Origin of the sequence: Shewanella sp., assembly GCF_013214165.1 — a bacterium.
GTDB lineage: Bacteria > Pseudomonadota > Gammaproteobacteria > Enterobacterales > Shewanellaceae > Shewanella.
On record NZ_JABSSM010000100.1, the window covers coordinates 1 to 12,094 of the forward strand.

General features: G+C 46.4%; 14 protein-coding genes. 2 read left to right on the forward strand and 12 right to left on the reverse strand.

What is annotated here, in order from left to right:
• Window positions 1–169: 169 nt before the first annotated feature.
• Together HRU42_RS18785 and HRU42_RS18790 are read right to left on the reverse strand one after the other, a co-directional pair.
• Window positions 170–847, reverse strand: coding sequence for a DUF3157 family protein (locus HRU42_RS18785; RefSeq protein WP_295033357.1), 678 nt, complete (start codon window positions 845–847; stop codon window positions 170–172).
• Window positions 848–1,056: 209 nt separating this feature from the next.
• Window positions 1,057–1,593: an outer membrane beta-barrel protein gene (locus tag HRU42_RS18790; protein ID WP_295033358.1), complete on the reverse strand. Its 537-nt coding sequence runs from the start codon at window positions 1,591–1,593 to the stop codon at window positions 1,057–1,059.
• Between the two features lie 196 nt (window positions 1,594–1,789).
• Between HRU42_RS18790 and HRU42_RS18795 the strand changes: the two genes are divergently transcribed.
• On the forward strand, window positions 1,790–3,055 hold the full coding sequence (locus tag HRU42_RS18795; protein ID WP_295033360.1) for a mechanosensitive ion channel domain-containing protein: 1,266 nt from the start codon (window positions 1,790–1,792) through the stop codon (window positions 3,053–3,055).
• On the opposite strand, the gene HRU42_RS18800 is transcribed toward HRU42_RS18795, so the two are convergent.
• The 4 genes from HRU42_RS18800 to HRU42_RS18815 form a co-directional block, all read right to left on the reverse strand.
• Window positions 3,052–3,675 (reverse strand): LysE family transporter, encoded by a 624-nt coding sequence (locus HRU42_RS18800; RefSeq protein WP_295033362.1) that lies wholly within the window; start codon window positions 3,673–3,675, stop codon window positions 3,052–3,054. The two genes, HRU42_RS18795 and HRU42_RS18800, sit on opposite strands and share 4 nt — an antisense overlap.
• A gap of 168 nt (window positions 3,676–3,843) precedes the next feature.
• Window positions 3,844–4,248 carry a CesT family type III secretion system chaperone gene (locus HRU42_RS18805; protein ID WP_295033363.1) on the reverse strand — a complete coding sequence of 135 codons (405 nt, stop codon included), beginning with the start codon at window positions 4,246–4,248 and terminating at the stop codon, window positions 3,844–3,846.
• Entirely contained in the window at window positions 4,245–5,216 is a 972-nt protein-coding gene (locus HRU42_RS18810; protein WP_295033364.1) for a YopT-type cysteine protease domain-containing protein, read from the reverse strand. Before HRU42_RS18810 ends, HRU42_RS18805 begins: the two co-directional genes overlap by 4 nt.
• 17 nt (window positions 5,217–5,233) lie before the next feature.
• The gene (locus HRU42_RS18815) at window positions 5,234–6,685 is read right to left on the reverse strand and encodes a type III secretion system effector GTPase activator YopE family protein (RefSeq protein ID WP_295033366.1); all 1,452 of its coding nucleotides are present in this window, start codon (window positions 6,683–6,685) and stop codon (window positions 5,234–5,236) included.
• Between the two features lie 210 nt (window positions 6,686–6,895).
• Between HRU42_RS18815 and HRU42_RS18820 the strand changes: the two genes are divergently transcribed.
• Window positions 6,896–7,318, forward strand: coding sequence for a CesT family type III secretion system chaperone (locus HRU42_RS18820; RefSeq protein ID WP_295033367.1), 423 nt, complete (start codon window positions 6,896–6,898; stop codon window positions 7,316–7,318).
• 32 nt (window positions 7,319–7,350) lie between these two features.
• Here the strand turns inward: HRU42_RS18820 and sctU are convergent, their stop codons facing one another.
• From sctU to HRU42_RS18850, 6 genes are all read right to left on the reverse strand, one after another.
• Window positions 7,351–8,397 (reverse strand): type III secretion system export apparatus subunit SctU, encoded by a 1,047-nt coding sequence (gene sctU / locus HRU42_RS18825; protein WP_295033369.1) that lies wholly within the window; start codon window positions 8,395–8,397, stop codon window positions 7,351–7,353.
• On the reverse strand, window positions 8,394–9,188 hold the full coding sequence (gene sctT / locus HRU42_RS18830) for a type III secretion system export apparatus subunit SctT (RefSeq protein WP_295033371.1): 795 nt from the start codon (window positions 9,186–9,188) through the stop codon (window positions 8,394–8,396). Before sctT ends, sctU begins: the two co-directional genes overlap by 4 nt.
• Window positions 9,185–9,451 (reverse strand): type III secretion system export apparatus subunit SctS, encoded by a 267-nt coding sequence (sctS, locus tag HRU42_RS18835; RefSeq protein WP_295033372.1) that lies wholly within the window; start codon window positions 9,449–9,451, stop codon window positions 9,185–9,187. Before sctS ends, sctT begins: the two co-directional genes overlap by 4 nt.
• An 8-nt stretch (window positions 9,452–9,459) precedes the next feature.
• Window positions 9,460–10,110 (reverse strand): type III secretion system export apparatus subunit SctR, encoded by a 651-nt coding sequence (sctR, locus tag HRU42_RS18840; RefSeq protein WP_295033374.1) that lies wholly within the window; start codon window positions 10,108–10,110, stop codon window positions 9,460–9,462.
• Between the two features lie 2 nt (window positions 10,111–10,112).
• Window positions 10,113–11,066, reverse strand: coding sequence for a type III secretion system cytoplasmic ring protein SctQ (gene sctQ, locus HRU42_RS18845; protein ID WP_295033376.1), 954 nt, complete (start codon window positions 11,064–11,066; stop codon window positions 10,113–10,115).
• A partial coding sequence (locus HRU42_RS18850) for a hypothetical protein (protein WP_295033378.1) occupies window positions 11,059–12,094 on the reverse strand: 1,036 nt, incomplete at its 5' end. The genes HRU42_RS18850 and sctQ, both read right to left, overlap by 8 nt.

Here is a 12,094-nt window from a genome sequence, read left to right on the forward strand (position 1 = left end):
AATACTCAAATGGCACGCGGTGAATACGTCCCTGTACGCTCTGCGACAACATCCATGTTGTCGAAGGCCATTAGCGCATCAGGACGAGTTTAAACAAGCAATAAAACGGGTACCTAGAGTCTAGATTCTAGGGCCTAGGAACTGGCTTTACTCGCGCCTAGTATCAAGATCACATTCTCGAATCCATCTCGCCGATCTTGAGGCTCACGAGTTGTTTAGACCACTGGCTAGCGTCTATAGCTTCGAACCAGAACGTCCTGCTCTGACGATTATCACCCTTACGCAAGTAGCTATCTGGCATTCTGAAGATGGCCTGCCACACCTTGACGGTTTCTGTGTCGAGGGTATTGCCTGAATCATCATAGAGGGTGACATCCAGATCGATCATCACATAGTGCTTCGAGCTGGTGCTGGTCAAGTCGAAGGTGAGTCCAAGGCGACCATCGTCATCCCATTCACTCTTGGCAAGGCTTATTCTTACGTCTCCTTTGGCGGTCGATTTCAGCAAGTCTGCCTGAGACATGGCGCTGGCAGACATGGTCTGGCCGGTCGCGGGTGTGGCTTGGCTGGTGGTTTGAGTTCCGGATGTGCTAGCCATATTGATAGTGCTTGTGGTATTCACCGCAATACTAGTAACAGCTGTGGCAGCCTGAGTGCTTGTGTCACTGGCTGTTGGTGTAAGGGTTTCGAGGATGACGTATTCCCAGGTGAAGTCGTCGTTAAGACGGACCTTAGCACCATTTTCCAGGGTGACGGTGGCTAGCGTCTCGGTGGCCGCTATCGCTAAGCCGGGAGATAGGCATACTAGCAGGGCGAGTGAGCTTAACAGTCTTAGACGTTTATGCATGGGAATGAACCTAATAAAGGAGATTGCTGGGGTTGATAACAATCAATTATACATGTGTGAGCTAGTTTTACATGGGATAGGTCAATTCTCACGCTTTCTTACTGGAAAAATAAGGCATTTACACAAGAGGGCATAATGAAATAATGGCTCAGAGAAGAGCCATTATGTTGCATATCTGTCGCAACATGGGGGTGTGTGTCTCTCGGGAGCTACATGGCCCAACCGATACTAATCACGGCAGATTCAGAAGCCGAGTTGTATCCTGTGCTGAGCATCAGGCCCGAATCCATTATATACCTTAGGCCAATCTCTGCGCCCCAGCTAGTGTCAGATTCCTCACCCCATATGGGTTCCCCGTCGATAATTCTGGGGCTATATCCACTGGTAAAGTGGACTTCATGGGTATAAGACGTTGCACCGCCATAGAGGCTAAAACTGTGGGTTAAGCTATAGCTCAGGCCGACACGCCACATGATATCTTGGCTATAACCTTCTGCCGGTGAGATGAGGTTCATATCATCTTTGCTGCTTTTAGCATAACCAAAATAGTAACCCCACTGGGCATAATCTCTGTCGAAGTGATAAGGTGATAGGGTGATACCGTACATATTATTCGCTGCCGGAATGTAATCGACTGCTATGCCTATTTTAGGCTTAAACCCCGGGTTAAGATCTTCTGCAGGAATATTGGCATGAACCTGTATGCTGGCAATTAACAGAACCAGCATGATTAAATATTTTGTCATCTAGATTATCCTATCTCTGACTTTAGCTGTCGATTGTTGTTAAACTTTGTACAGCAGTCAATGCTAGGTTTGAAAAACTCTTATAAAAAAAATATTTGTGGTTTTATTGTTGTTTTATCATATCGAAAACCATATTTGTGTTCGTTAAATGTAGGTGAGAATTTATCAATATCGGTATTTCTAAGGGAAGTAAATAGTGGATCAAGAAATTAGGTTACAGATCACGCAGTGGTTATCTAACTGGGGCATTAATACTTCGCCATCCGACGGTATTTCTACTTCTGTGATGGTTATCGCTAGCCTTATTATTGCTATGTTAGCTTATCTGTTTGTTAAGCGTGGCGTAGTGCGGGCGATGAATATCGTCATACAGAGATCTAAGGTTAGCTGGGACGATATCTTCATGCGTCATAAGGTGTTGGAGAAGTTTGCTATTATCATTCCTGCTCTGGTACTCAGCATCTTGATCCCATTGGCATTGGCCCAACATACTCTCATTAGTAGCATGAGTCATCGTCTCTTGAGTGTGACGATACTGGTGCTCTTGATTCGTGCAGTATTTTGCGCCTTAGATGCTGCCAATGAAATTGCAGACGTTAATCTGGTGAGCCGCCGCCTTCCCATCAAAAGCTTCGTTCAGCTGTTTAAATTATTCCTCTTCTTTGTCACTATCATAGTGTCGATATCGATACTGGCCGACCAGTCTCCGCTCTACTTCATCAGTGGCCTAGGTGTGATGACGGGTTTGGTCATGTTGGTTTTCAGGGACACCATTCTTGGTTTCGTTGCCGGAATTCAGTTGGCCGCTAACCGTATGGTCAGTCCGGGTGATTGGATCCAGATGGATAAGTATGGCGCCGACGGCTCGGTGGAAGAGGTTTCTTTGACTACGGTTAAGGTCAGAAACTGGGATCAGACCATTACCATGATCCCCGCCTATGCACTGGTTTCCGATGCCTTCAAGAACTGGCGCGGCATGTCTGAGTCTGGTGGCCGCAGGATTAAACGTTCGATACTCATAGATATTCATTCGATTCGCTTCCTCACCGAGGCGGAGACAACGAGACTCGCTAAGATACATCTCTTGAAAGATTATTTGGCGGAAAAAGGTCAGGAGATCAATGCGTTTAACGGTCAGATCCAGGATGCGGATATGCCAGTAAATAGCCGCCAACTGACCAACATAGGTACGTTTAGGGCATATTTGAAGGAATTTGTCGCGAATCACGCTAGCATACGTCAAGACATGACCTTGCTGGTTCGCCAGCTAGCCTCGACCAAAGAAGGGGTGCCCATAGAAATTTATATCTTCACTAACGACACTCGTTGGACGGTTTATGAAGACATTCAGGGAGATATCTTCGACCATGTGTTCGCCATCTTGCCAGAATTCGGCCTACGAGCATTCCAGTCGCCCACAGGATCGGATATTAGAAGTTTGAAACAAGGTTTTAGGCCCTAGTTCCTGGTAACTAATATCGCTGCGAGTGTGATAAACACGCCGCCACTGGTTCTGTCGAACCAATGTAGCTTATTACTGGTTTTGAGCGTTGGGGCCAGTACATTCGCCATGCTGGCGTAGAGCATCACGAAGCTGAAATCTACCAGGGCCCAAGTTGCGGCTAGAATCGCCAATTGTGGCCCTTGTGGTGCCGATATGTCGATAAATTGTGGGAACAGGGCTGCGAAAAATAGCAGATCTTTAGGGTTGCTTATTCCCACCATAAAGGCCTGTTTGAACATATGTTTAGGTGTGCCCTTGCTCTTGATATGTTGCAAATCGAGACCTTGGCCACTGGCTTTGGTTAGCAGTAGCTTTATCCCCAAAAATATCAGATAGGCGGCGCCAGAGTATTTTAATAAGGTAAAGCCATACTCGGTTGCACTCAGCAGTGCGCCAAGCCCCGCCGCTGAAGCCATCATCAAGATCAATGCCGCGGCGACGCTAGCTAACGCGGTTGCTAGGCTACGAGTCTTGCCATAATGCATACCATGACTCATGGACAGTACGGCCATGGGCCCCGGGGATATGGCGATCAGCAGCACGGCGATCACATAAAGTAGCCAGGTATCAAGATTCATAGGGGCGTGTTAGTGAGGTGAATAATGGCGGCACTATAGCCGCCAGATGCTCAATTAACAAGCTGATTGTGTGGTGTCCAATGCTATAAATTGGCGAGTAAATAGATGCAGAGTAAAATCATCACGACTTATTTCTACTTATTCGTCCGCGTAAAAAGTTGAAACTTATTAAACTCTGAAGCCTATAGAGGTCGGCGAGGCTATATATGTATTATCTTTTTCTTGGCTATTCACATTAAGACTGTGTTCAATTTCATCTATGAAGCGCTTTAGCCAGGCTTGCATATCCTGAAGCCCTAGACCTTCCAAAGGCTGTTGCGACCAAATTATGCTCTTGTCATCCAGTTGCCCTTGAATGTGAGCGGGCCAGGTTTGACCAAATAAATTTTTTGAAGGTGGAAGCAAGATGTCTAACTGACAAAACAGCTGTATCCATAGATCTTCATGCAGGCCTACCATAATTTGAAATTTATTATCTACATCTATGGCGTAAATATCATCTTCACTGGGTTGTAAATCCATTTCGAACTGAGAAAATAGTTCTCTTAAGAGCTGTTGGTATTGTTTATTCATGCTTTTTTAGCCTTATAATTACTGATTTCAAACTCCTGACCTAAGCCTTTCTCTATGCTATAGAGAGAACCAGTCCAGAAATCTTGAGTAAACCAATTAGAAAATGACGCTTTATCTGGAAAGCTAAACTCTCCGAAGTTAGGATCAAAAAAGGTCACACCTTCGTCATTATCAACAAAAGCTGCGACCGCATGTCCGGCCATAGCACCCGAAATCCCTATTTTTTTGTAGATAGAAGTTTCACCGGCAGTATCTAGAATAGCTGCGACTAACTTGGTTGCGCCTGAACTACCAGTGGTTCCTTCCAGTCGTACGGGATGGTCGAGAGATAAACTTCCTCGTGTTTCGGTACGCATTTGAGGCACAAGCCCATTATTCCCCAGCCAACTTTGAGTCGTTTGATTCTGATCTGCATGCTCTTGTATGCCATCTATCTGAAGCTGTTTGATAGAAACTAAGGTATCTATTTGGAATTGCCCCTTCTCACCTGCCACATACAGCTTGTCGAATATACTTTCATTTTTGGCATGACTGGCCATCCAATGTGCCGAGATAGACTCGCAGACACCAGCGGATGAATCCTTGTGTTTCATTATTTGGTCGAGAAAAGTGCCCTTAGTCTGTGCAAACTTGAATCCGATTTCACCACCATGCTTTTCGACTGAGCTTCTTACGCCTTTAATCATTAAACTCGTGACAAAATGCACCACCTTATCTTTTAACATGCTGAAAGTTCGTCGACTTTCCTGATTGACTTTGCCATCACTGGTTAAATGATGATCCAGCATGGAGTGGTCGGGTAGTCTTCGAGAAATAGCATTACCCAGACGATCCAAAAGCCCCTTGTCAGGCTTTACCTGAGTCAATTCTCGTCCTTCAACATGGCCAACAGAGGGCTCTGTATTTACCTGAGAGGTCTGTGGTGTCTGAATTGCAACGTTTGAGCCGATACCAGTAATACCATTCATAGTCAGTCGCCTCCTTGTTACTCTTGTATTATTTGTTTAGTGATGCCAACTCTAGACAGGGCCGCCTGTTCGAAAGGGCTCAGTTGTGAGCTTTCTGAGATATAGGCAGGCTGAGGGATACGCTTGTCTAAATCTGTATTTAGATTCAGCTTCAAAGAGTCCACCAGACCTTCTATAACAGTGCCGTATTTGACCACCGTTGAAATCATCACTGGATCGTCCTGGGTATAGTCAGAGAGCGTCACTTTCTCCACTGCAAAGTCGATAATGCCGCGCATCCTCTCACCAAATTGCCCATCGAGTTGCTCATAAGCCTGCTTTTTAGCACTGTCTGGCATCTGTGCTAATTGCGCGGAGATAAGTTGTTTGTTAAAGGTGGAGCGGGCAACTGCATCTATCAGCTGTTCAGGCTTGTCGGCGTTGAGTTTCGACCAAGCTTGGTTCGATTCTTCGATGAAGGTTTGAACACTGGTCAGAATATTACCTAGGTTAGGGCGCGTGTTAGTCAGTTCATTGATGCTGGCTCCCAAGTTACCCGCGGCATTGAGTGTGCTGCTTTGAGGATTGGTAGATAGTGCCAGTTCTCTTAGGATCTGAAGATCACCTAAGGTCACAACACTATTTTGTAACTGATAAAAATTAACCTTATTAGAGGTTATATCCTTTTGCAGCTCGTCAAGTGCGTCGTTGCTGATGTGTACTTGCTTGCTAGGTGCGACACTTTGGGCTAGGAAACTGATCGCATCGAGAGCCGTTTTACGGCCCATCTCAGTTTGATGAGGGCTAGGGATATTTGGCTTGAGGGAATGATGTACATCTTCGACGAGATCGGCTATGGATTGGGCCATATGGTTGAGAGATTGAGCGGCAAGCTGTAATTTTTCTGCCGAGGCTTGTTGGACAAATTCACTGGCAGTAGCGCCGGTCGTTGCCCATTGTTGGAAAGGAATGCCGGCAACATCTTGGCTGAATATCAGACTCGCCTTAGCCTGATGCTCTGTCGAGCCAAATTGTTGAATGGATCTGAGCCCGGTTGCGACAGTTCTCAGCGCTCCGTTACCCGTGGCGAGTGCCGAGTGCTGCTCTTTTAGCTCACTGCCGGAGACTTGAGCTAAGATATCGACTTGAGAAAAACCTTTATCGACAGCAAGTTGCAGATATTCTTTAGCAACCTGCTCTTGAGATAAGGGCGCTTGTGGAGCCGCTGTGCGCTGGGTTTTACCTGGGAGTAGGTGCTTGAAGAAGTTTTCAATTTTTTCACCCAGGTGAGAAAGGCTCGATAAGAGTCTATTTTTAAGGCCACCGGTCTGCTGAACTTCGCTGCGAGTTGCGAGTCGAACCGCATCTGAATCCACTGCGGCGGAACTGACACTCTTGCCTTTTAGATCACCTACTTCGGTCGTTGCAGGGGTATCTTCTAGCTTAGTGTAACTGGGTAACGTAACAGAATTTACGGATGATAATGGCATAATAATTCCTAATGATTTATGAATGCGTTGAAGCTGAGGCCATTGTATTGGGGGCCGAAACCAGAAGATGTCAACATGTGTCGGATTTTTTTAGCTTTTTAAATTCAAGTGTTTCTGCTTTTGAAAGCTACAAATATTGGACGGATAATGATAGTCGCTGCCCTCGAGATCGGGTCTACTAGGTTTTTCTTTAGACAATAGATATGACCCATGAGCGCACAATATAACCAAGCCATCACATCTTTGTATCAGGCCTTATCGTTAACTCAGCCCGAGTTCGAAAATATCACCAGCTTGAAGGTAGGCGAGCTGATCGCCCATATCACAGAGCACCCGGAAGGCCAGTTATTGATGTTTAGTGATATAGGCTTACTCGATAACGTTAATCTTATCGAGCTACTTACACTCAACATGTTTAGCCAGTCTGTGTATAAGCCCATCATAGGTTTCGACACTCATTCTAACAGCGCTGTGATCTGGAGTCGGCAAAGCCTAAATCAGGTTGATGCCGATGAGGTGTACCAGCAACTAGAGCAGTTAAGCCAAGGGTGTGACATTGCCATAGACAGGGTGCAGCAAGGGACTGACGAGAAACATGAGTCCAGTTTCGATGCCAATCGTTTTCGGGTGTAACAATATCAATAAGAGCAAGCTTCAGAGGCGCATTACTGGTCTTGCTCTAAGGTTTGTAACCACCTTAACACCTCGGCAACTGGCTGAATCAGTTCCGTTGGTATGTATTGGTTAAGTGCGGCATCGGCGTGTAATGCTCTGGCTAAGGGCACCTTCTGAATCACAGGTATGCCTAACTCTTTGGCATACTCAATCAAGTCCAGTGCCTGAGTGCCTCTCTCCTTAAGCGTTAATACTGGCAGGGGAGTTTCGCCCTTGTTGTAATAGATGCCGATAGCAATATGGGTCGGGTTGGTCACCAGTACACTTGAGCGTTTGACATTATCTCGGCCATTCGAGGCTTGCATCTCTTGATGTAGCTGGCGTCGCTTACTCTTTATTTCTGGGCTACCCTCCATCTCCTTATATTCGCGTTTGACTTCATCCTTGCTCATCTTCAGCTGTTTAGTGTGCTGATAACGCTCGAAGGCATAGTCGCCGATGGAGATGATGATCAGGCCTACGCCAGCGGTTAAAATAAGTTGCTTGAGCAAGGTTCCTGCGACCAATGGAATGCAAGAGACCCCACAGAATGGCACCCGCAGTATATCTTGAATATTACCTTGGATAACCAGCCAAATGATTAGGGTCAATAGGCTCACTTTAAGAATCGATTTAAAAAACTCCATCAAGCTTTTAACGGAGAAAATACGCTTAGCGCCATCTACCGGATTGATTTTTTTAAGTTCGGGCTTGATGGGTTCGGCGCTAAACAAGAGGCCAAATTGAACTAGGTGTGAAACCACGGCTACGCAAGCACTCAAGAGTGCTATGGGGATGATCAGATAGAGTAATTCTGTGATTAAGGCGTCGGTAATATCGGCCAAGGCATTATCGAATGATTGATATCCATACACGGCAGGCAACATCATGATGTTGGTGATATGCTCCAAGTAGAAGCTCGACATGCTCACAAGGAAGGCGAATAGAATGAGTATGATAGCCGTAGAGACTATCTCTTTACTCTTAGCCACCTGCCCCTTGTTTCTGGCATCGCGTATCTTTTTTGCCGTGGGTTGTTCGGTTTTTTCACCGCTCATCTATCGGCTCCTATGATGGGCCCTAACAGGTAGGGGAAGTCTGCCAGTTGGAGAATTTCTTTACTGAAAAATTGCATCAAGAGGACGACATAGATGATAAGTAAGAAACTGGCTATGCCACTCTTAATCGGCATGGAGAGGGAAAACACGTTGAGCTGAGGCGCGAAGCGGCTAATCAAGGCCAGGCCAAATTCAGCCATAAACATGGCAATCACAATTGGGGCCGCCATCAGCACACAGAGTGTTAACATCTGTTCAAATTGACCGTAAAAAAAATCGACCCATTGATCACCTATTTGTGGAAAAAATGTCATCACGGGCCAGTGTTGGTAACTGTCGAATATGGCCCCAATAAAAGCGATGAAACTGCCACTGACAAAGAAGAGGGTGATTAAGGTTTGGGTAAATAAGACACCCGTTGGGGTGGACTGATGGCCTAACGCTGGGTTGAATGCGCTGGCCAATGTAGCACCACGCTGGTTATCGATGAAAAAACCGGTTGCCTCTATGGCCCAGAAGGGAATGGCGGCGATAAAGCTGATAAGTAATCCGAGTAAGATTTCTTTGGCCAATAACATCACTAACATGATGCCGTCGACGCTGGATGGATGTGGTTGATCTGCCACCACAGGGTAAAGGTATATTGCAAGGGAGCAGAGTACGCCATTACGAAGCAAGGCGCTGCCTAGCATCTGCTTGCTTAAGATAGGTAACATGATGAAGCAGCCAAATAGTCTAGGCAGCGTCATGCTATAGACAAGAAAAAACTGCTGAAAATCTTCTATTGTCATGGTATCAGAGGAATTTTAGCAAAGATCATGTCGGCAAAATTGTATAGCTCAGATCCGAGCCATGATGCAGTGGCAAATAAGGCGATGATGACGGCAATCAACTTGGCGACGAAGCCTAATGTCTGTTCCTGGATCTGAGTCAGTGCCTGTAATAGCGAGACTAAGGTGCCCACGATTGCGGCCGCCAGGATAGGCGGCATGGATAGCATCATCACCAGCATGAGTGTCTGTGAGGTAAAATGAATAACTTCAGCAACGTCCATCTTAGCTCCTAGCTATAACTCATGATTAAGCCATGGGTGAGTTGGGTCCAGCCATTGATCAATACGAAGAGCAACAATTTAAAGGGCAAGGAGATGGTCATAGGCGATACCATCATCATTCCCATAGCGAGCAAGATGTTAGATATGATCAAGTCGATGGCTATAAAGGGCAGATAGATCAAGAAACCTATCTCGAAGGCCCGGGTTAGCTCACTGACGGTGAAGGCCGGCAGTAAGATAAATAGGCTGTCCGGTTCGAGCCTATCCGAGTATTTTTTTGGCCATAATGTCTTGGTGGTCTCGACAAAGAATTCCTGCTCAGTATCACGTATGTGTTTCTTCAAGAACTCTCTGTAGGTATCTAAGCCTTCATTGGCAAAGCCTTCGAAGCTATCGGTATTATCAATGCTGACATTATTATCCTTGATGTAATCGAAGGTTTCGAAGCCCACGGGTGCCATGATGTAGATGGTTAATATGATGGCAAAGCCATACATGGCCATATTGGGGGGGATCTGTTGCACGCCTAGGGCATTTCTCAGTAAGGAGAAGACCACGGCGATCTTGATAAACGAGGTGGCCATGACCGCGATAAAAGGCACCATAGCCATCAGGGCTAAGGTGATAATAAGGTTGAACGTGTCGGGTAATTCAAACATAACTAGCTGATTTCTTGGTTGGTTAACTGAGTGATTCGAACCCCTAAGTGTTCATTGATCTTGACCAGTTCACCGGTCGCCAACACTCGACCATTGGCCTTGAGTTTGACGGCTTGATCTGCTGTATTATCCAATTCAAATACAAAATTCTCTTGTAACTGGCTCAGCTCTGCCACTGTGACTGTCTGCTCCCCAATCTCAAATGAAATATTGATGGGTAGGGATTGAATATCTGTTGCTTCTGAAGGCATAAGTTTCTCAGTTTCCGGTGCCGTTATGGTGACTCGATTATCAATCAGGCCACAACGCCATATGGGTTTGTTGGCGATAATCAAAACGGCTTGGTCATCGGTTAAGTGGTTTGAATCGAAGAAAATAATATCGCCATTTTCCAGTGATTGAGCCTGGTTCAGACTGAGGCTGGTGTGGCCAATGCGTAAGGCTAATGGCAGGGGTATGCTGGGACCAATTATCGATTCTGCCACTGGCAGTGCCGAGAAAATTAACTGGGGATCATTCTCTATCCAGCAGGTCAGGCCGGCATGGTTGCGGATAAAATTGATGAAGCCGGTTTTAGTCTGGCTTGGGCGTAATTCAACGGCTGTAAGAGCACAGAGCACCAGTTGCTGGCCAAATTCTTGAGTCAAAAATGCCTGATAAGGTGTGATCGCGGCGGTGATAAATTCCAGTTGCAGCAGCTCCGGCAAGATGGCGAACGGAGTGCTGGTCAGCAGATCGGCGAGGCAGGCTTGGACCTGTTCGGCTTGGATCAAACAGCTTATCTTGTTGGTGCCGATAAGGATCTCTAGCTTATAGCCATTCAGGCTGGGACGCTTTGCCAGTCCGGCTTCGATGGATAGCTCAGCGTCGACGGTGAATTTATATTGTCGGCTATAGACTCTATTGTTTAGCTCGAGTTCTTGCGCGCCAATATTTGGCAGTGGCAGGTTAAGCATCATTCTGCTCCTCTAACCAATCATGGACAATACGAGATTTCTGACTCGATTCCTGTTGTTGGTCCTGTTGTTGGTGTCCCTCATGGGCTTGTTGCTCATGAGTGGTGATGATCCTAACCTGCTGGTCGGTGTTTATTCTCTGCAATCTTTCCAGCAATTCTGGGCGCATCTGCTGCAATAATTCGGCGTTCTGACTGCTATGAACTAAGGTGATCGTGAGCCGATTGTTCTGCAGGAGTATGGTGATTTCTGTTCCCTTGAGCGGCCCTTGCTCTAACACCAGTTGGACTCGATCTTGACGGGCAAGATTGGGCACTAAAATCTGGATACGCTCAACGAGCTGACTGACCAAGGCGTGCAGCTGTTGGTTTCTCGGCTCGCTGGTCTTGATATTGGTTAATATTATATTGCCTGGGGTATTACTCGATGGGTTTGCCACTTGATGTAATATTGGAGCTGCAGCCTCATCCTTCGCTGACTCGGACCTTTTTCTGTCGAGCATGCTTAATCTGGGATCACTCAAGGGGAGACTGACCTCTTGAGCCGACATTTTTGGTTCGTTAACTGGCGCCAATATTGGCTGGATTTGCCCTTTTGAGGCTAATACTGACTCACTCTTGTCATTGATGACTCGCTTTCCTGCCGTCTGTTGGGCTATGGGGGGGCATTCTTTCGAGTAGATGGTCGAGATCTCAAGTGATGCACGGGAATGTGCCATCGTTTTTATCTCTGGCTCAAGCCGAGTGTCGTGTTTAGGCAAGTCCTTGCTGAGCTTGTTTGTTGAGATCTCAGCTGGCGCATAGGTCATTGTCAGGGTTTGTATCTCTGGTTCAAGCCGTGTGTCGTGTTTAGGCAAGTCCTTGCTGGACTCGTCTGTTGAGATCTCAGCTGGCGCATAGCGAGTTGCCTGGATTTTTATCTCTGGCTCAAGCCGTGTGTCGTGTTTAGGCAAGTCCTTGCTGAGCTTGTTTACTGAGATCTCAGCTGGCGCATAGGTCATTGTCAGGGTTTGTATCTCTGGTTCAAGC